A 20638-nucleotide genomic window follows, 5' to 3' on the forward strand; every position below is an offset into this window, starting at 1 on the left:
AAGCCTTGGCTATGCAATATGATGCTCCTGCGTCAATTCAATAACCGTGTTGCACTCAGCTCCTGCAACCGCCCAGTATAAAACAGGACTGAGTTAAGTACGCTTTCTATACGAATCAGTGTTTCCTCAATTGTGTAAATATTCAAGCCCGCGTTCAAATCAACGAAATAGATATCGCCTTCTCGATGATTTCCCGCATAACTTATACCGAGACACCCTTGCATATGTACGATCTGCTGAACCAGTTTTAAGTGCTTCTCCTTGTCTCCATAATTCTCCAATAGCAATCCGATTGATCGGTAAATTTCCACGCAGTCGGTTAGGTCGCAAGCTTTGGCATCTTGGGGATCGACGAGATCAACCCGGTACTCACAATGGCTTGGGCTATTTTTGGGGAATATTCCATTATAGACACGCTCAGGATTAGGGAATCCAATCTCATCTTTAAAAAATGTTGCTTGTTCATTTAGCCGTTCTATAAATAATTTTCGGTGATTCAAATACTGTTCAAAAGTCAAAGCTTTCAGTTGTTTTTCTACAACCTCATCATGTTTCTTCTCTTTAAGCTGGTTTTGCAGATCGATTTTTTCTTGCTTTTCGTCATTCTTCATTTGTTGAAGGTAAAGAAAAAGCAGAGTCCCGATAGTCGCGAACGAACTGAGTAGCGTGAATGCCCCCGCCATCACTGATCCGAAGCTTCCCCAGTCTGTTGCTTGTCTGGATACCGGCCCAAGGTAATACCCATAAGCCCCGAGGACACCAATGGCAACCAGAACGCCGGTCCCTATCGCAATACCGACTCCCGCCAAAATCCAATTTGCTTTCATGACGACTCCTTTGATGTTCCTCATTGTCGTTTAACGTAATGGGAACGCCAAGGGCGTTACTGATGGTTCATCGCATGCCTGCAAAGCCGACGCACTCCAAACCATCTGGATAGACACAACGGGTTGTCTATCCACTATCAAGAAAACTCGCTTCCTGACGACGTTCTACGATTACCTAAAGAGGTTCCCTATCCCTAACGCTGCCTGTCCATATAGTGCGGGCCTTTGAAAGAAAACCTAATACTCAAACTTTTATCCATATAAATCAATCGGATAGCAATACTTCAGTTTGGTTGCATAATTGCCTGTAGTGGGCTGCACTTGCTCGAAAGCATTGCCCACAAATTGGGTTTGCCACAAATAGAAGACGAGCGCTGGGCGCGGCATCCACTGGTGTACCTGATGGAGGCAGCCGACGACATCTGCTATGCCCTCATCGATCTTGAAGACGGTCTGGAAATGGACCTGCTTGAATACCGTGAGGTGGAGTCCTTGTTGCTGGGCCTGGTGGGCGATGATCTACCTGAAACCTATCGACTGCTCGGCCCCTCAGACTCGCAACGACGCAAGCTGGCGATTCTGCGTGGAAAAGCCATTGAACACCTCACCAATGCGGCCGCCCTGGCCTTTGTGGAGCAGCAGGACGCTTTATTGGCAGGAACCTTACAGGGGGATTTGGTCGAACACATGCACGGCGCAGCACAGCGGTGTGTACTGGATGCCAAAAATATGGCAAGAGTGAAAATATTCCAGGACAAACGTAAGACCCTTCACGAAATCGGCGCCTATACCACCCTGGAAATTTTGTTGAATGCATTTTGTGGGGCAGCGCTTGAGCAACATGGCGGGCGTACGCCGTCATTCAAAAATCGCCGTATCCTCGATTTGCTGGGTAGTAATGCACCAAACGCACAGTGGCCACTGCATCGATCATTTATGCGAATAATCGACTTTATTGCAGGCATGACAGACAGCTATGCCACACAAATGGCCAGAGAAATGACCGGGCGTTCCAGCCCTGCCTGACAAGACCCGCCCTTTAATAACCGGGCGGGCAACTGCACTCCTCGTAAAGCGAATCTAACTATCTGTGGCTTACATTTAGTCACCTGGATTCTTACAGCTCGACTAAACATTGCCAGTACAGATAAACAACATTGCGAAAAAGCCTCCAGACAAAAAACTCATAGTACTCAGCTTGTTTAAAAAATAGGCTGCCACCTTTTAAACAATTTTACATCCTCATACAAAGTGTGAGCTGCCGCCTTATTTAATGTAGGAATATTCCCATACTACATTTGTAGGCTACTCGTTTCGTGCCCGCGCCTGTGTAACTGAGCTAAGGTGCGCCCTTTCTATGCAGTACTTTATGGGAAATTCATATGAGCACCGTATTTATTGTTGACGACCACCCGGTAATCCGATTAGCCATACGTATGTTGTTAGAGCATGAAGGTTATGAAATAGTCGGAGAAACCGACAACGGCGTAGATGCCATGCAAATGATCCGCGAATGTGTTCCTGACCTGATCATTCTTGATATCTGCATACCAAAACTCGATGGTCTTGAAGTGTTGGCACGCTTCAGCGCGATGAACTCAACCCTGAAAACGCTGGTCTTGACCGCTCAGTCGCCCGCTTTGTTTGCAATGCGCTGCATGCAATCCGGCGCTGCGGGCTATGTGTGTAAACAAGAAGACTTAAGTGAACTTGTCAGTGCTATCAAGGCTGTATTTTCCGGGTACAATTATTTTCCCAGTCAGGCACTGTGCCCTGAAAAAAATGAGGGCGACACACTTTCAGAAATCGAGTTATTCAAACAAGTCAATGACCGTGAACTCATGGTACTGAAGCTGTTTGCTCAAGGTAAAACAAACAAGGAAATTGCCACTGGCATGTTCCTCAGTAATAAAACCGTGAGCACGTATAAAAAACGGCTCATGCAAAAATTAAGAGCCAGTTCCCTGGTAGATCTAATTGAACTGGCTAAACGCAACGCTTTAGTGTGAGAACCAGGATGCCCACGCGGTTAAAGAAATATCTGTCGCTGCTTACAGGATTAATCCTGTGTACATCCGTGTTGGCCGAGCAGTCCCTAATTGAAAGCTATTCTCTGCTCAGCCGCTCGGGCACCTACCACATAGGCGTTGCACTGGATAAACAACAACGTAACTGGCTGCAGGAAAAAAGCCAAATCGTTGTGGGCACATCATCCTCGGACTATCCACCGTTTGATATGACCGCCAGCGGACAAGACTACGAAGGTTTGACCGCTGATTACGCTGGCCTTTTGGCCACCGCCCTTAACGTGTCCATCAAAGTGCAGCGTTTTGCGACAAGAGACGCTGCAATCAAAGCGCTCGAGGAGGGCAAAATCGATTTACTGGGCACTTCCAACGGTTTCGAAGCAGCTCATCCGCAGCTATTGCTCTCCATTCCCTATGCCATTGATCAGCCCGTACTGGTTACCCGCGAGGGCGAGACACGCTCTCTCTCCGATGGGCTCGAGGGTATGCGCCTGAGCATGGTTTATCACTACCTTCCTCTGGAAGAGGTAAAGGCCCTTTATCCCAAGGCGATCATCCAGTCTTACCCATCTGTTCAAAACGCAATTAATGCAGTGGCTTTTGACCAGGCTGATGTGTTCATGGGCGATACGGTGTCCACTCACTACATGATCAACAAGGGCTATTTGAAGAACATCAAAATGGCTAATTTCGGCAAGCAGGAAACCTATGGTTTCAGCTTTGCCGTAAGCCGTAACAATACACAATTGCTCGATATCATCAACGCCACACTCAAGTCGGTGCCTAACAGCGAGCGAGTAAGTATTGCCAAGCGCTGGAGTGCCGGTAGCGACATCCTGCTGACCGACCAAAAACTCCAGCTGACAGATCGCGAAGAACGTTGGCTCGCCCAGCACCCTACGGTCAAAGTGGTAGTGAATGAGACGATGGCTCCGCTGACTTTCTTTGATGCTGACGGCAACTTCAGAGGCATCACTGCCGACTTGCTCGAACTCATTCGACTGCGCACCGGCCTGCGCTTTGAAATCCAGCGTGCCCGTAGTCTCGGCACCATGATTCAGATGATCAATAAACATGAAACAGACATTATCTCGGCCATCAGCCCGTCCATGTCCCGTGAAGACGCGCTGAACTTCAGTCGGCCCTATCTGGAAAACTCCTTTGTCCTGCTCACTCTCAAGGGCTCTGAACAACCTTCAAGCCTTGAACAGTTATCGGGCAAAAAACTTGCACTGACACAGGGAAACCCTCTGACGGAATATTTTCGCACCGAGCACCCGAAGATCACGCTGGTCGAAACTGACGACATTTATCAAGCCTCTGAGTTGTTGGCTGAAGGCAAGGTCCAAGGGGCAGTCAATACACTGGTTCTGGCTAATTACCTGTTGTCTTCCCAGGTATTCCAGGACCGTATACAGATCAGCGCGTCCCTTGGCACCCAACCCGCCACGTTTTCCCTGGCCACTGCCCGTGATGCCACGGAATTAAGCTCTATTCTCAATAAGGCCCTGTTAAGTATTGCCCCGGACGAACTGGGTATTATCAACAGTCGCTGGCGCGGATACGTTCCAGCATCAGACAGTTACTGGCGTAATTACCATCGCCTGATCTACCAAATCATTATGGGTACCAGCCTTTTATTGGTCCTGTCATTGATCTGGAATGCCTATATGCGGCGCCAGATTCAACAACGCAGAACGGCAGAACGCGCACTCAGCGATCAGTTCGAGTTCATGCGTGCTTTGGTCGACGGCACACCGCATCCGATCTATGTCCGTGATCGCGATGGGATTCTGCAAACCTGCAATGACAGCTACTTGAAAGCCTTTTCAGCCAAACGTGAAGACGTCATTGGTAAAACAGTGATGCAAACCCAAAGCATGCTGAACAATATTCACGAAGCCCATGACTACCAAGCTGATTACCTGAGAGTGATGTGCGAAGGCTTGCCTCTGATCACTGATCGCCCTCTGCATATTGGCGATACCACCCTGACCATTTATCACTGGATACTTCCGTATCGTAATTCGCTGGGTGAAGTTCAGGGCATCATCGGCGGCTGGATTGACATCAGCGATCGGCGCCAGCTCCTTGATGAACTGCGTGCAGCCAAAGAGCTGGCCGATGACGCCAATCGTGCAAAAAGTACATTCCTCGCGACGATGAGCCATGAAATACGCACGCCGATGAATGCCGTCATAGGCATGCTGGAACTGACCCTCAAACGCGCCGATCAAGGGCACCTTGATCGACCCTCAATTGAGGTTGCCTACAATTCAGCCAAAGATCTGCTGGAATTGATTGGCGACATTCTCGATATCGCCCGCATCGAATCAGGCCGCATGAATCTGACCCCGGAGCGCGTTAACTTGCGAGAGTTGGCCAATTCGGTCATTCGGGTGTTTGATGGTCTTGCACGTCAGAAATCTCTGGGGCTGATATTTATTTTCAAACCCGAAGGTATAGCCCCGAATGTGTTGATCGACCCGCTTCGTTTCAAGCAGATTCTGACTAACTTGATCAGTAACGCCATCAAGTTTACCGAGCGCGGCCAAGTAACACTGGAGCTCAACATGCTGGCCACCGAGACCCCGGAACAGGTCGAGATTCGTTTGAGCGTTAAAGACACCGGCATCGGGATTAGCCAGCAAGATCAGAAACGCTTGTTCGAACCCTTTGCACAAGTCGAAAACAGGGGGCAACTGGCACTCAATGGAGCAGGCCTGGGTCTGGTTATTTGCCGCAGCCTGTGTGAAATGATGGGTGGCACCCTTGATTTAACCAGCGAACCCTCAATCGGCACCCATATTCAAATCTCGCTAAAAGCCCCCACATTGGCACCTTGCCTGAATACCGTCACGCCAGAACCAGACATCTCACCCAGCACGCGCCAATTGAACGTTCTGGTGGTTGATGATCATCCAGCCAATCGATTGTTAATGTGCCAGCAGTTGGGCTTTTTGGGCCATCGATTTACCACAGAGCACAACGGTGCTGACGGACTGGAAACCTGGAAAGAAGGCACATTCGATCTGGTCATTGCAGACTGCAACATGCCCGTCATGAATGGTTACGATCTAACGCGAGCAATTCGCCAGCACGAACAGGCTTTGCAGCACGCGCCCTGCACCATATTAGGGTTTACCGCTAACGCTCAGCCGGAAGAGCGCCTTCGCTGCAAGCAAGCCGGCATGAATGACTGTTTGTTCAAACCCATCAGCCTGACACTGTTGAGCCAGCGTTTAAACGCAATTGAGCCTCCCGATCAGCTGTACGGAATTATCAATCTCGAAAGCCTTTACTCTCTGTCCGGGCGTGACGAATCGAGGACTAAACGTTTGCTTGAGGAGTTGCTGCGCAGTAACCGGGATGACCTTGCATCGCTCCTGAAGCTGCCACTTACTGAAGATCTGGAACCCTTTTATAACCTGGCCCACCGAATCAAGGGCGCAGCGCGAATTGTCGGCGCCCACGACCTGATTAAACAGTGTGAAGCCATGGAGCAAGCCAGCCCCTCAACACTGCTCGCGTGCCGCAACGCCGTGCAGCGCGCCATGGAGTCACTGGAAAAAGCAATGGTCAACGAACTGGCCAAGGGGAGTTAAAACCGGCGAGGGAGCCACCTTGGGTGCAAGGCCAATATTCCGGCAGATTGGCCCTCATTCACTATGCTTAGGCATACGGTTGCTCTCCCATCCAAGCAGACACAGCCATGTCCCTTACTGCCTACCTGAAAAAGCGTCAATTCCCGCTGCACGTGCACATCAGCGCTGTGTTCACACTTTTGCTGTTATTAATAGGCATTGCCCTGGCGGTGTTCAACTATTTGCAAACCACTCGCATCATTCTTGATAGCAGCCAAAAACAGTTCAATCAGATTGCTCAGGATGTACAGCAGGATCTGCTTAATACTTATCAACCCATCCGGCATGCGTTAAACCTGCTGGCACTTAACCCGAATGCCATGAGCGACTCATTCGAGACCCGGATGGGTTTGCTGCAGCCGTTTGTGCAGGCCCTCAAAGATAACCCCAGGCTTTCGGCGCTTTTTATAGGTGATAACCAAGGGAGCTTCTTCCTGGTCAGGCCCTTGCGCAATCAAGCAATCAAGACCCGCCTTAATGCCCCCCAACAATCGGCCTACAGCGTGTGGACCCTCAAACGCTTTACGGACTCCCCCGAGGTGGAATCAAAAAAACTTTTCTTTGATGATTCGCTGACACTTTTGGAAGAACGCAACGAGCCGGATCAGACTTACGACCCGCGGCAGCGAAGCTGGTTTATTCCGGCACGAGCCAGCACCGACCATACGACGACCGATCCTTACCTGTTTTTTTCCACACAGGAAGCGGGCACCACGCTATCCAAACGCAGCACGGCAAAAGCAGTGATCGGTGCCGACCTGAGCCTATCGCAACTGTCCGAGACACTCGCTCGACATCGGGTAACGCCCAATACTCAAATCGTGCTGTTCGATGCCGAAGGCCGAGTCGTGGCTTACCCGGATTCAGATCAGTTTTTAAGGGATAAAAATGCGACTGAACTCCCTGAAATCGGCGCCTTGAACCCTGTATTGAAACTGTTGACCCAAAACGGAAAAGACGAGCAACTACACCTCAGTGACGGCAATCGCCAATGGATAACGTCTCAAGCCACTATCAATGACAAGGACTCAAACACCCTGAAACTAGCCCTAATGGTTCCTGAAGACGAACTTCTTGCCGACGCTTACCAGCTTCGATGGGAGGGCATGCTCGTGACGTTGGCGATATTGCTGCTGTGTTTGCCTTTGGGTTGGTTGACCTCGCGCTTGATGGTCAAACCCCTTAAAACCCTGGTTGAGGAAGCGGAGGCCATTCGCCGCTTCGATTTCAATTACCCCATCAAACAACAATCGCCGGTGCTGGAAATAGATCAACTTGAAATGTCCATGCGCCGGATGAAAGAGACCCTTTCGAGTTTTTTTGAAATCACTGCAAGCCTGTCAGCACACACTCGCTTTGAACCCCTTTTGCAGTCGGTTCTGGTTGAAACCATCAAGATCGCTCAAGCCCAAGCTGGCTTGATCTATCTCATGGAGAACGAGGGCACACAGTTGGTATTGAAGGGACTGATCGTCAACGACCAGCCCCAGACCGTGGACTCGCTCGCTACGAGCGTAATCAACCTCCAGGATGACTCTCCCCCCGAGTGGCTACAGGTGCTATGCGATGGCAATGACAGCGTTGTGCGTACCTTCACGGTCGAGCAGGCGGCAGAGTTAAAACCGGTGATGCAGACTCTCGACAGCCAGAGCGTGCATGTCATTGGCATTCGTCTACACAACCGCCACGGCGAAACCGTCGGGGTGCTGGCTCTACTCCTGAACAACACTGGAACTCCTGCCGATCAGGAGCACCTGCGATCTGACCGAATTGCCTTTATTAAGGCCGTTTCCGGAGCCGCCGCTGTTTCGATTGAAAGTCAGCGCCTGCAGGATCGACAAAAACAGTTACTTAACGCCTTTATCAAACTGCTGGCCGGGGCCATTGACGCCAAAAGCCCCTATACCGCGGGGCATTGCCAACGTGTACCGGTACTGACCTTTATGCTGGCCGAAGCTGCCGCTGCGAGCCAGCTCCCTGAATTTGCTCAGTACAACCCTACGGATGAAGAGTGGGAGGCGCTGCACATTGCTGCCTGGATGCATGACTGCGGCAAAGTCACTACGCCTGAGTATGTGGTCGACAAAGCCACCAAACTTGAGACTTTGTATGACCGCATTCACGAAGTTCGTACACGCTTCGAAGTGCTTAAGCGCGACGCCTGGATCAACTATTGGCAAGCACGGGCGTTGGGTGTTGACGATAAACAATTGACCACTCAACGTGACAATCGCCTGTCGCAACTGGATGATGATTTTGCGTTTGTAGCACGCAGCAATTTGGGCGGTGAAGCCATGGCTGCAGCAGACCTTCAGCGCTTGAGCGCCATTGCCAAATACACCTGGACGCGGACGCTGGATGACCGGCTTGGTGTTTCCTGGGAAGAGAACAAACGTCAAGAAGGCCGCGAGGAGCAGAGCCTTCCCGTCACCGAGTGGTTGCTGGACGACAAACCGGAACATCTTTTTGTTAGGCCCGAGACTGAACTTATCAGCCCCGATAATCCTTCAGGCTTCAAACTCGACGTTCCGGCTTTCAAGTTCAATCGGGGTGAGTTGTATAACCTGAGCATCACCCGCGGTACGTTAACCTCTGAAGAACGCTACATCATCAACAACCACATCGTGCAAACCATTTTGATGCTCAGCCACCTGCCCTTCCCCGGCTACCTTGGAAACATTGCAGAAATTGCAGGTGGTCACCATGAAAAAATGGATGGCAGCGGCTATCCAAAACGATTGAAACGGGAAGAAATGAGCCTGGCGGCGCGGATGATGGCCATTGCCGATATTTTCGAAGCACTGACTGCTTCGGATCGCCCTTACAAACGCGGAAAAACATTAAGTGAGGCGCTGAAGATCATGACTGGCATGTGCCGTGACGCCCATATTGATGCGCCTCTATTCGAGCTTTTTGTACGCGAGCAAATCTTTATGCAATACGCCCGGCAGTTTCTTGAGCCACATCAAATCGACACCGTCGATATCGAAGCGCTACTACTCAAAGCCGGGCTTTAAACTAAATCACTATCAGCAATCACTTAAACGCAAAAAAATCGCAGCAAGCGCTTCAATACCCTGCTGGTCCTGTTCGCTGAACCGGCCAATGCTTGGACTGTCCAGATCAAGCACGCCGATGAGACGTCCGTCTTTAATCAACGGCACCACCAATTCACTGTTGGATGCGCTGTCGCAGGCAATATGCCCAGCGAACGCGTGTACATCTTCAACTCGTTGGGTTTGCTTGCTCGCTGCTGCCGCACCACACACGCCCCGCCCGAATGGAATTCGCACGCAGGCAATCTGCCCCTGGAAAGGCCCCAATACCAGTTCTTCGTTGCGATTGAGGTAAAACCCGGCCCAATTCAGGTCATCAATCTGGTGGTACAGAAAAGCCGAGAACTGGGCGGCGTTGGCAATAAAATCCCGCTCATCCGCTAGCAAGGACTCCAACTGGGCCGTCAACAAGGTGTAACCGTCCAGGCCTGAGCCCGTGGCGTTCAAATCAATCATTTCGTTTGCTCCAACAATTTCATTCCAACCCAGTAACGCGCGAACTGATAAGCACAGCGCCCGTTGCGGTTGCCGCGCCCGGTCGCCCAGCGCACAGCTAAAATATCCAACGCTGCATCGCGCTGCCATTGCAAGCCAGCCTTGGTGGCCAGCACGTCGATCCAGTGCTCGACCACACTTAGAAAGTGATCCTGGGTAAACGGGTAAAACGAGAGCCAAAGGCCAAAACGGTCAGACAATGCAATCTTGTCCTCCACCGCTTCGTTAGGGTGAAGCTCGCCATCAACATTCTTCCAGTTCTCGTTGTCGCTTTCTTTTTCGGGAACCAAATGCCGACGGTTTGAAGTGGCATAGAGCAAAACATTATCTGGCGCTTGCTCAAGCGATCCGTCCAATACGCTTTTTAGTACCCGGTAATCACCTTCACCGGCTTCAAATGACAAGTCATCACAAAATAAAACAAAGCGTTGTGACAAACCTTGCAACTGTTCGACCACTCGCGGGAGATCCGCCAGATGGTCACGTTCAATTTCGATCAAACGCAGGCCTGCCGGGGCGTATTCGGCAAGCAGCGCGCGAATGATTGAAGACTTACCGGTACCGCGCGAGCCCCAAAGCAAAGCATGGTTGGCCGGCAGCCCCTCTAGAAATTGTTTAGTATTGCGACCCAACTGATCACGCTGGCTATCGACGCCGATCAGGTCAGTAAGACGCATCTCAAGGCTGACCTTAAGCGGCATCAAGTAGCCCGAGCGACCTTCACGCTGCCAACGGGCTGCCAGACAGTCGCCCCATTTTATTGGCTCACGATGCGCTGGCAGTAAAGGTTCAAGACGCGCCAGGACTGATTCAGCCCGCTCTAAAAAGGCCTCAAGTTTAGACTCCACACTATCTCCTCAGACTGATACAGATGATGGCGCATTGAAATTAAGCGCTGGGTCCCCGCCCTCAAGGCGGTAGAAACGACAAATCCGCCAACCCCGAAATTGATGCGGGTCAAGCGGCATTTCGATTACTCTTGCCCGCCAAAGGGAATGGAATCAGGTGCAGCACTCATGGACATAAAACTCACCCATCGCCTGTCTTATAAACAGGCAAGGTTGACAGTGCTGGTCGGTTTCATTCTGGGCACCATACTGAGCGTGGTGCAAATTGGTATCGATTATGCCAGCGAAAACGCCGCCATCAATCGTGAAATCCAATCCCTTTTGGATATCAGTCATAATCCTGCGTCGCGAATTGCCTACAACCTGGACTCGGAACTTGCACAAGAACTGGTCATGGGTCTGCTGCGCTCACCGGCCATTACAGGCGCAAAAATCAGCGACAACGATAAAAATGTCCTCGCCGCCGTCCAGGAGCAACCTGAAAACGGCCGCTTTCGGGCGCTCAGCGATTTTTTGTTCGGCTCCATGCGCAGCTTTGACGACAGACTTTATTTCAATCACTTACCCGAACTCAGCGTAGGTGAATTGCACCTTGAGGTGGATACATTCCCTTTTGGTAGCCGGTTTCTGCACCGTGCCGAAATTACCCTACTCAGCGGTTTCGCCCGCAGTTTGTTGCTGACGTTCATTCTTCTGGGGCTGTTCTACTTCATGCTTACGCAGCCACTGGTGCGGGTCATACGCGCACTCAGCAGCAGTAAACCCGGAGAACCGCAACAAGCGCGTATTCAGTGCCCGCCCAGACACGAAGACGACGAAATAGGTGTTTTGGTCAACGCAGCCAATCAGCAATTTGACGCAGTTGCGAGAGAAATCGAGCAGCGGCGCAACGCAGAAAATCGCCTGAATGAATATTTGTCCCAACTCGAAGACATGGTCAAAGCGCGCACCCAGGAACTCGAAGCAATCAACACGCGCCTCAGCCAATCAAATGAGGAGCTGGAAGCCGCACGCAGCACTGCGTTGAAAATGGCTCAGGCGCGCTCAGCGTTCCTCGCCACAATGAGCCACGAGATACGCACACCTCTGAACGGACTTCTGGGCATGCTGGCGCTGTGTCTGGACAGTCCGCTGAACGCTGAGCAACACCAGCAGCTGTCGATTGCCCATGACTCAGGCAAAGTACTGGTCGAACTCCTCAACGATATTCTCGACCTGTCGAAATTCGACGCCGGGCAGTTGGAGCTTGAACACATTGCATTCGACCTGGGAACCCTGGTTGAAGACACTGCCAATCTGCTGTCGCAAAATGCGGCCCCCAGTGTTGAATTGACCTGCTTGATCGACCCGCACTTCCCGGCATTGGTACTGGGTGACCCGACACGGGTACGCCAGATTGTCAGCAATCTATTGTCCAACGCTCTGAAGTTCACGCGCTTCGGGCGTGTCGATGTTCGATTGAGCGCACAGGACGACAGAGTCAGTATCCAAGTGTGCGACACCGGCATCGGCATTGCGCAGGAAGCCCAAATGCGCATCTTCAGCCCATTCACTCAGGCCGGAGTCGGTATAAACCGCCAGTATGGTGGTACAGGTCTGGGATTGGCGCTCACCCGCAGCCTGTGCGAAGTCATGAAAGGCCGCCTGACTATCAGCTCCGAAATTGGTTTCGGCAGCCAATTTTGTGCCGAACTTCCATTGCCCTGCCATACCCCCGCGATCAAACTTGCCCCCCTGTCAGGGCAAGTGATTGCTGTCAGTGCTGAAGGCAGCGGCCTGAACGAACTGTTAAAAAGCTATTTGCCCCTCTGGGGCCTGCACTATAGCCGGCACAACCTCGACACTTCATTGGTCGGCATTGATCTGAATCTGTTGATAACCGACTGTCCTGAATGCTTGCTGGGCGTGCGACCAGCCTTAACCGCGCCAATTCTGCTGGTCACTGCCTACGGCAACTTTATGCCGGGTGATCAAGTCAATGCGCTGGCGCCGCTACTGCAAAAAGCCCGACCGCTGTCACGCCATGCGCTTTATCAAGCCTTGCAGCATCTGTTGCATAAAGGCGGCGACGCCAACCTCAGTGTGCAAGTCAGCGATTTGCCTAGCAAACATCGCGCTCGCATATTGCTGGTAGAAGATAACCCTGTGAACCAGTTAGTCGCCAAGGGAATGCTCAGCAAGCTGGGCTGCGATGTTGTTATTGCAGCTCATGGCGGCGAAGCCTTGAGCCTGCTGGAAGACGATTTATTTGATCTGGTGCTGATGGACTGCAACATGCCGGTCATGGATGGCTATGAAACCAGCCGACAAATTCGTCAGAGCAGTCGATGGTCAGAGCTGCCGATTGTTGCCCTGACTGCCAATGCCATGCCCGAGGAGCGGGAGCGCTGCCGCTCTGCGGGCATGAATGATTACCTGGCCAAACCGTTTCGTCGCGAAGAGCTGGCGGCCTTACTGGACACATGGGTGCCGCCAAAAGCATAAGCGGTATATTCGCTAGCCCTTAAAAAACGCAACGGCCTGCATCGAGGTGCGCCGGTCTTCAACTGTTTCCAAGGAGCGCTTCAATGCCCGCTTTAAGCGCTTCAGGCTTGGTGGCCGGAGCGTATCGTTTAACGCCGCCATCGGGTCCAATCAAAAACTTGGTGAAATTCCATTTGATCCTTTCTGTACCCAAGAACCCGGGAGCCCGTTTTTTAAGCTCAATGAACAACGGATGTGCATTCCTGCCATTGACCTCAACCTTTTTGAACAAGGGGAAGGTCACGCCAAAGTTCAATTTACAAAACTCGGAAATAGCCGCTTCATCGTCTGGTTCTTGCTTACCGAACTGATTGCACGGAAAGCCAAGCACCACCAGACCTTGGTCTTTATACGCCTGCCATAAATGCTCAAGGCCTTTGTACTGTGGAGTGAAGCCACACTTGCTGGCTGTATTTACCACCAATACAGCTTTGCCAGCAAAGTCCGCCAGCGTCTTTTGCTCGCCGCCCAGCGTGGTGCAGGGAATCGTGAACAGGTCGTCAATCATGGTACAGCCTCGCAGGCGGTGTCTCAGTGGCGGGGAACCAGGTTCAGGCACACCGAGTTGATGCAGTAACGCAGTCCGGTAGGTGGCGGGCCGTCTGGAAATACATGCCCCAGATGCGCGTCACACTTTGCACAGACCACCTCGGTTCGAACCATGCCATGGCTGACATCACGAATCTCGACCATCGCACTGTCACCAATTGGCGCGTAAAAGCTCGGCCAGCCACAGCCGGAATCGAACTTGGTGCTGGAATCAAATAGTGGTTCATTACAGCAAATGCAGTGATAAACCCCGTCGGTTTTAGTCGCGTTGTATTTCCCCGAGAAAGGCCTTTCGGTGCCTTTGAGGCGGCACACATTGTATTGCTCAGGATCAAGCATCGCTTTCCATTCGTCTTGGGTTTTACTTAACTTTTCCATGGTTCTGCCTCTGCAACGGAAAAAGCCCGACCAGTGGCTTTTACAGTGATCGGGTGGCACGTATGATTGCGCCTCGTTAAGCGCCAGTCTGGCACCCGCTCTATCTGCATTCAAACGGATTCTTGAGGCAAGGCGGTGTTTGCCACTGCGTGAAAACGCAGAATTTCCCAAGGCTGTGGTACTCACACAGTCTGGATCGTTCATTTTCGGGATCACATCGCCATGCAGGTCAGCAAATCAAACAAGCTCGCCAACGTCTGTTATGACATTCGCGGCCCGGTGCTTAAGCACGCCAAACGACTGGAAGAGGAAGGCCATCGCATCCTCAAGCTGAATATCGGCAACCCGGCGCCCTTTGGTTTTGAAGCGCCGGATGAAATCCTTCAGGACGTGATCCGCAATCTGCCAACGGCGCAAGGCTACAGTGACTCAAAAGGCCTCTTCAGCGCGCGCAAGGCGGTCATGCAGTACTACCAGCAAAAACAGGTCGAAGGCGTCGGTATCGAAGACGTTTACCTGGGTAACGGTGTGTCCGAACTGATCGTGATGTCGCTGCAAGCGCTGCTCAACAATGGTGACGAAGTCCTGGTGCCAGCACCGGACTACCCATTGTGGACCGCCGCCGTCACATTGGCTGGCGGTCATCCCGTGCACTACCTGTGCGACGAACAGGCCAATTGGTGGCCCGACCTGGCTGATATCAAGGCCAAGATCACTCCCAATACCAAGGCTATGGTCATCATCAACCCCAATAACCCGACGGGGGCGGTGTATTCCAAGGAAGTGCTGCTGGGCATGCTCGAACTGGCACGCCAGCACAACCTGGTGGTGTTCTCGGACGAGATCTACGACAAGATTCTTTACGATGATGCGGTCCACATCTGCACCGCATCATTGGCACCCGATGTGTTGTGCCTGACCTTCAATGGCCTGTCCAAGTCGTACCGGGTGGCAGGGTTCCGCTCCGGCTGGATCGCTATCTCCGGCCCCAAGCACAATGCCCAGAGCTACATTGAAGGCATCGATATGCTGGCCAATATGCGTCTGTGCGCAAACGTACCCAGCCAACACGCCATCCAAACTGCACTCGGTGGTTATCAGAGCATTAATGATCTGGTGCTGCCAAACGGTCGCCTGCTGGAGCAGCGAAACCGCACTTGGGAACTGCTGAACGACATTCCGGGCGTCAGCTGTGTAAAACCGATGGGCGCACTGTATGCCTTCCCACGTATCGATCCAAAAGTTTGCCCGATTCTCAACGATGAGAAGTTCGTGCTGGACTTGCTGCTTTCGGAAAAACTATTGGTGGTTCAAGGCACCGCATTCAACTGGCCATGGCCGGATCACTTCCGCGTTGTAACGTTGCCACGCGTTGATGAATTGGACATGGCAATCGGTCGAATCGGAAACTTTCTTAAAAACTACCGTCAGTAATTTCATCCTGTGCTGTGCGATGACAGAAAAGTCGCACAGCATGTGTCGAATTAAATATTCTTCATTTCCTTCCTCCTCCCCCCGAAATCTACGGCTAAAGTCTTTTTTGAAAATCCTGATACCCCGGTTTTATTGGCTATGGCGTGGTAATCCACACCAAAAAAGCCGATCTCTTTATTAGGAAATTTCTTGCGTGTGACTAGAATTCATTTGTAGGACACAGTTTGAAATAGTCGCTCGGTTGAATAGCCTGTGGTAGCACCTTATATACCCGCATGCGGCAACACCTTAAAGACGAGGAGATTCTTACAACCATGATGCGCATTCTGCTGTTTTTGGCCACTAACCTGGCGGTCGTGCTGATTGCCAGCATTACCTTGAGCCTGTTCGGCTTTGACGGGTTCATGGCGGCCAACGGGGTTGATCTGAACCTCAGTCAGCTATTGATATTCTGTGCGGTCTTTGGTTTTGCAGGGTCTTTGTTCTCACTCTTCATATCCAAATGGATGGCGAAGATGAGCACCAGCACCCAGGTGATCACTCAGCCACGTACCCGTCATGAACAATGGCTGATACAAACTGTTGAACAACTCTCGCGGGAAGCAGGGATCAAAATGCCCGAAGTGGGTATTTTCCCGGCCTATGAGGCGAATGCCTTTGCCACTGGCTGGAACAAAAATGACGCTTTGGTCGCGGTGAGTCAGGGTTTGCTGGAGCGTTTTTCGCCCGACGAAGTGAAGGCTGTTCTGGCCCATGAAATTGGCCACGTCGCCAACGGCGACATGGTGACATTGGCGCTGATTCAGGGCGTGGTGAACACCTTCGTGATGTTTTTCGCCCGCATCATCGGTAACTTTGTCGACAAAGTTGTGTTCAAGAACGATGAAGGTCGAGGGATCGCTTACTACGTTGCGACCATCTTCGCCGAGCTGGTTCTGGGCTTCCTCGCCAGCGCCATCGTGATGTGGTTTTCACGCAAACGTGAATTCCGGGCTGACGAAGCCGGCGCTCAGTTGGCCGGGACAACCGCCATGATCAGTGCCTTGCAGCGTCTGCGCTCCGAACAGGGCTTACCCGTGCACATGCCGGACACCATGGCCGCATTTGGCATCAATGGTGGTCTCAAGCAAGGTCTGGCCAGAATGTTCATGAGCCATCCGCCCCTTGAAGAGCGTATTGACGCACTGCGTCGCCGCGGCTGACATTCACTCATGTTCAACTAAAGGGCAGCTCTGGCTGCCCTTTTTTGTGTCCGCATTCAAGGGGTGCAGGTTTTCTTCAGGCGATAGACACGCTCAACCAGCCGCGTAACCCCGCCTTTGAGGAATTTCCATTCCTGATTAAGTACATCTGGCTGCTCGACGACCTCCAGTGACCAGGCAGGACTCAAAAGACTTTCAACCTCTGCGTGCGGCACTGAAAACGGCGGGCCTTTCATCTGCGACTGGTCGTAATCTAGAGTGATCAATAAGCCTTTACACCCCATCGGGAGTACCTGAGTCAGATGCCGCGCATAAGCGGCACGCATGTCGTCAGGGAAAGCAATCATTGCCGCACGGTCATACACCGCCGAACAGTCAGCGACATCTGCCGCCGAGAGCTCCAGGATGTCTCCACATAGAATGCTCACAGGGCCCGCCTCATAGACCTTGAAGGCGCCGTGCTGCCTAATCGTAGGCATAACCTTCTGCTCACCGAAAAACTGCTCCACAGCCGTCTGCGTGAGCTCTACACCCAATACTTCATAGCCTTGTGCCGCCAACCAGCTTAAATCCAGACTTTTCCCGCAAAGCGGCACCAGCACGCGACTGCCCTGCGCCACCTCCAGAGAGGGCCACCAACGTGTCAGGTAAGGATTGACCTCTTGAAGATGAAAGCCTATCTGATTGCGATCCCAACGGTCGTGCCAAAATTCGGGCTGCATGATTCACCTTTAAATTCGATAAATAAGCGCTAAAACTTATATTGGATTTAGATCAATGATCGGGATGAAGATGCGCCATCTTAATCTTGAGGACATGGTTCATGCTTCCCAGCCTGTATATTTCTCACGGCTCACCCATGCTAGCACTGGAACCGGGCGCCAGTGGCCCGGCGCTCAGACGCCTGGCAGCCGAACTGCCCCGACCGAAAGCAATCGTGTTGGTGTCGGCGCATTGGCAAAGCGCTGACTTGCAGGTTGCCAGCCACCCTGCCCCGGCCACCTGGCATGATTTCGGCGGATTTCCCCCTGCTTTGTTTGCCGTGCAATACCCCGCCCCCGGCGAACCCGCACTGGCTGCACGCATCGTAGAGCTACTGGCCGAGCATGGCATGGCCGCCAGTCTTGATCCTGAACGGCCTTTTGACCACGGCGCCTGGGTGCCGTTATCACTGATGTACCCGGATGCGGATATTCCGGTTGTGCAGGTGTCGCTGCCCAGCGCGCTTGGCCCGTCAGGCCTGACAGCGCTGGGGCAGGCGCTTGGCACCTTGCGCGAGGAAGGCATCTTGATCATCGGTTCCGGCAGCATCACTCACAATTTGGGCGAGTTGGACTGGCGTGCTGCACCTGAAAACGCCGAGCCTTGGGCATTAGCCTTTCGCGAGTGGATCATCGAAAAGCTGGCGGCCAACGACGAAGCGGCGCTGCATGACTATCGCCGACAAGCCCCCTTTGCCTCACGCAATCATCCAAGCGACGAGCACCTGCTGCCGCTGTACGTTGCCCGGGGTGCGGGCGGTACTTTCAATGTTGCCCACAAAGGCTGGACGCTGGGCGCGCTGGGGATGGACATTTATCGTTTTGGCTAACACCAGCACAAATCTCAAGCAAAAAAAATCCCCGAACCAGTCGGGGATTTTTTTAGCGATCAATCACTGCAACAGTGATTAATCTTCGCGGTAGCGACGCAGCTTGAGCTGCTTGCCTGCAACGCGGGTGTCTTTCAGTTTGGCCAGCAAACTTTCCAGACCCACTTCCGGCAGCTCTACCAGGCTGAAGCTGTCACGCACCTGGATGCGACCGATCGCTTCACGTGCCAGGCCACCCTCGTTGAGGATAGCGCCCAGCAGGTTCTTGGCAGCAATACCATCACGCGCACCCAGCGCAGTACGGCAGCGAGCACGGCCTTCAGCCAATGGAACCGGAGCACGACGCTCACGATCACCACGGTCCGGACGGTCACCCGAACGCTCGGAACGCTCACGCGGCGCGCTGTTCGGCACCAGTGGACGGTCGCGCTCGATTGCAGCCAGAGTCAGCGCCTGACCATTGGTTGCTTTACGCAGCAAAGCAGCAGCCAAAGCACGTGGGCTGCAACCGATATCGGCAATCAGACGATCCAGCAGATCACCATGAGTCGATTCAGCATCAGCGACCAGCGGCGTCAGGCTGTTGGTCAGCTTCTTAATGCGGGCATCAAGAACAGCTTGAGCATCCGGCAGGCGGACTTCAGCGACCTTCTGACCGGTTACACGCTCGATCACTTGCAGCATGCGGCGCTCACGCGGAGTCACCAGCAGCAGTGCGCGCCCTTCGCGACCGGCACGGCCAGTACGGCCGATACGGTGAACGTAGGACTCTGGATCGTAAGGCATGTCAACGTTGAACACGTGAGTGATACGTGGAACATCGAGACCACGAGCAGCAACGTCGGTCGCCACAACGATGTCCAGACGGCCATCCTTGAGGGAGTCGATCACGCGCTCACGTTGGTTCTGGGCAATGTCACCGTTCAGCGCAGCAGCTTTATAGCCTTTGGCTTCAAGGGCACTGGCAAGATCCAGGGTCGCTTGTTTGGTACGCACGAACATGATCAGCGCGTCGAAATCTTCAACTTCCAGCAGGCTCAATACAGCCGAGGTCTTCTGGTCAGCGTGAACCAACAGGTGAGCCTGTTCGATCGCGGTAACAGTCTGAGTCTTGGTCTGGATCTTCACGTGTTGCGGATCGCGCAGATGGCGTTCAGCAATGGCACGGATCGACTGCGGCAGGGTCGCCGAGAACAATACGGTCTGACGGGTCGCAGGCAAGGCCTTGAAGATAACTTCGAGGTCGTCCATGAAGCCCAGTTTGAGCATTTCGTCGGCTTCGTCGAGAACCAGGTGGTTCACAGTCGCCAGTACTTTTTCGTCACGACGCAAGTGGTCGCACAGACGGCCCGGAGTGGCGACAACGATCTGTGCGCCATTACGGATTGCTTTCAGTTGTGGGCCCATAGGGGCGCCGCCGTAAACGGCTACAACAGTAACGCCCGGCATTTGCTTGGCGTAGGTTTCGAAAGCGGTTGCTACTTGCAGCGCCAACTCACGGGTTGGCGCCAGGATCAGGGCTTGCGGCTCGCGCTTAGCAGGATCGATGCGATGCAGAATCGGCAGTGCGAACGCGGCGGTTTTACCCGTACCGGTTTGCGCCTGACCAATCATGTCGTGACCGGCCATAATGATCGGGATCGATTGATGCTGAATAGCCGAAGGTTCTTCGTAGCCAGTCGCTGCGACTGCTGCAAGAATGTTCGGATTAAGATTAAAAGCGGCGAAGCCGCCGGTTTCCTGGGTCATGGGTCTGCCTCTAAGTGCATCCGCAAAGACCCATGCTCCAAAGCTGCGCATGCCGTGTAAGACTCAAGAGTCGCCCTGGCTGCTTTGTCGGCGGGGATTTGCGAAAACGTTTAAATGAATGGAGCGTTCAGGGTTGTCCGCGAAACGGACGAGCAGCCGAAGCGTGCTTCGGGAAATGCGACACCTAAACGTGGCCCGGCTAAAGGCCGGCGCGCACTATACCGGATTTATCAAAAAAAAGAAGCGCTTTTTTAAGACAAAATAGCCTGTATGCCTCTGTAGACCGGGCTTTAACGATATTTTCGCGGTTTGAAA

At 52.7% G+C, this 20638-nt stretch carries 14 protein-coding genes and 1 pseudogene; 8 read left to right on the forward strand and 7 right to left on the reverse strand.

What is annotated here, in order from left to right; all coding sequences use genetic code 11:
* Nucleotides 1-32: 32 nt before the first annotated feature.
* Nucleotides 33-827 (reverse strand): hypothetical protein, encoded by a 795-nt coding sequence (locus GHN86_RS19580; RefSeq protein WP_194286559.1) that lies wholly within the window; start codon nucleotides 825-827, stop codon nucleotides 33-35.
* 309 nt (nucleotides 828-1136) lie between these two features.
* On the opposite strand from GHN86_RS19580, the pseudogene GHN86_RS19585 reads away from it, so the two are divergent.
* From GHN86_RS19585 to GHN86_RS19600, 4 genes and pseudogenes are all read left to right on the forward strand, one after another.
* Nucleotides 1137-1853: pseudogene (locus GHN86_RS19585) on the forward strand (deoxyguanosinetriphosphate triphosphohydrolase); the annotation flags it as partial.
* A 356-nt stretch (nucleotides 1854-2209) separates the two neighbouring features.
* Entirely contained in the window at nucleotides 2210-2836 is a 627-nt protein-coding gene (locus GHN86_RS19590; RefSeq protein ID WP_153377045.1) for a response regulator transcription factor, read from the forward strand.
* 8 nt (nucleotides 2837-2844) lie between these two features.
* Nucleotides 2845-6459 (forward strand): transporter substrate-binding domain-containing protein, encoded by a 3615-nt coding sequence (locus GHN86_RS19595; protein ID WP_153377044.1) that lies wholly within the window; start codon nucleotides 2845-2847, stop codon nucleotides 6457-6459.
* Between the two features lie 107 nt (nucleotides 6460-6566).
* Nucleotides 6567-9515 (forward strand): HD domain-containing phosphohydrolase, encoded by a 2949-nt coding sequence (locus GHN86_RS19600; protein WP_153377043.1) that lies wholly within the window; start codon nucleotides 6567-6569, stop codon nucleotides 9513-9515.
* A 12-nt stretch (nucleotides 9516-9527) separates the two neighbouring features.
* Here the strand turns inward: GHN86_RS19600 and GHN86_RS19605 are convergent, their stop codons facing one another.
* Nucleotides 9528-10010 carry a GAF domain-containing protein gene (locus GHN86_RS19605; protein ID WP_153377042.1) on the reverse strand — a complete coding sequence of 161 codons (483 nt, stop codon included), beginning with the start codon at nucleotides 10008-10010 and terminating at the stop codon, nucleotides 9528-9530.
* Nucleotides 10007-10897, reverse strand: coding sequence for an ATP-binding protein (locus GHN86_RS19610; RefSeq protein ID WP_323369102.1), 891 nt, complete (start codon nucleotides 10895-10897; stop codon nucleotides 10007-10009). Before GHN86_RS19610 ends, GHN86_RS19605 begins: the two co-directional genes overlap by 4 nt.
* 168 nt (nucleotides 10898-11065) lie before the next feature.
* On the opposite strand from GHN86_RS19610, the gene GHN86_RS19615 reads away from it, so the two are divergent.
* Nucleotides 11066-13381, forward strand: a complete 2316-nt coding sequence (locus GHN86_RS19615) for an ATP-binding protein (RefSeq protein WP_153377041.1) — start codon at nucleotides 11066-11068, stop codon at nucleotides 13379-13381.
* A 58-nt stretch (nucleotides 13382-13439) separates the two neighbouring features.
* Here the strand turns inward: GHN86_RS19615 and GHN86_RS19620 are convergent, their stop codons facing one another.
* Both GHN86_RS19620 and msrB read right to left on the reverse strand, forming a co-directional pair.
* Nucleotides 13440-13928 carry a glutathione peroxidase gene (locus tag GHN86_RS19620; RefSeq protein WP_153377040.1) on the reverse strand — a complete coding sequence of 163 codons (489 nt, stop codon included), beginning with the start codon at nucleotides 13926-13928 and terminating at the stop codon, nucleotides 13440-13442.
* 23 nt (nucleotides 13929-13951) lie between these two features.
* The gene (gene msrB / locus GHN86_RS19625; RefSeq protein ID WP_153377039.1) at nucleotides 13952-14347 is read right to left on the reverse strand and encodes a peptide-methionine (R)-S-oxide reductase MsrB; all 396 of its coding nucleotides are present in this window, start codon (nucleotides 14345-14347) and stop codon (nucleotides 13952-13954) included.
* A 222-nt stretch (nucleotides 14348-14569) separates the two neighbouring features.
* Between msrB and GHN86_RS19630 the strand changes: the two genes are divergently transcribed.
* Together GHN86_RS19630 and htpX are read left to right on the forward strand one after the other, a co-directional pair.
* On the forward strand, nucleotides 14570-15781 hold the full coding sequence (locus tag GHN86_RS19630; protein WP_153377038.1) for a pyridoxal phosphate-dependent aminotransferase: 1212 nt from the start codon (nucleotides 14570-14572) through the stop codon (nucleotides 15779-15781).
* 314 nt (nucleotides 15782-16095) lie between these two features.
* A complete protein-coding gene (htpX, locus tag GHN86_RS19635) occupies nucleotides 16096-16983 on the forward strand; it encodes a protease HtpX (protein ID WP_153377037.1) in 888 nt (295 codons plus the stop codon).
* 56 nt (nucleotides 16984-17039) lie between these two features.
* On the opposite strand, the gene GHN86_RS19640 is transcribed toward htpX, so the two are convergent.
* Nucleotides 17040-17705 carry a thiopurine S-methyltransferase gene (locus GHN86_RS19640; protein ID WP_153377036.1) on the reverse strand — a complete coding sequence of 222 codons (666 nt, stop codon included), beginning with the start codon at nucleotides 17703-17705 and terminating at the stop codon, nucleotides 17040-17042.
* Nucleotides 17706-17806: 101 nt separating this feature from the next.
* Here GHN86_RS19640 and GHN86_RS19645 point away from each other — a divergent pair, with 101 nt between their 5' ends.
* Complete coding sequence (locus GHN86_RS19645; protein ID WP_153387167.1) at nucleotides 17807-18574, forward strand: DODA-type extradiol aromatic ring-opening family dioxygenase; 768 nt, start codon at nucleotides 17807-17809, stop codon at nucleotides 18572-18574.
* A gap of 78 nt (nucleotides 18575-18652) precedes the next feature.
* Here GHN86_RS19645 and GHN86_RS19650 read toward each other — a convergent pair whose 3' ends face one another.
* Nucleotides 18653-20323 carry a DEAD/DEAH box helicase gene (locus GHN86_RS19650; RefSeq protein ID WP_153377034.1) on the reverse strand — a complete coding sequence of 557 codons (1671 nt, stop codon included), beginning with the start codon at nucleotides 20321-20323 and terminating at the stop codon, nucleotides 18653-18655.
* Between the last annotated feature and the right edge of the window lie 315 nt (nucleotides 20324-20638).

Origin of the sequence: Pseudomonas helleri, from assembly GCF_009600315.1 — a bacterium.
In the GTDB taxonomy this organism is placed as follows: Bacteria; Pseudomonadota; Gammaproteobacteria; order Pseudomonadales; family Pseudomonadaceae; genus Aquipseudomonas; species Aquipseudomonas helleri_A.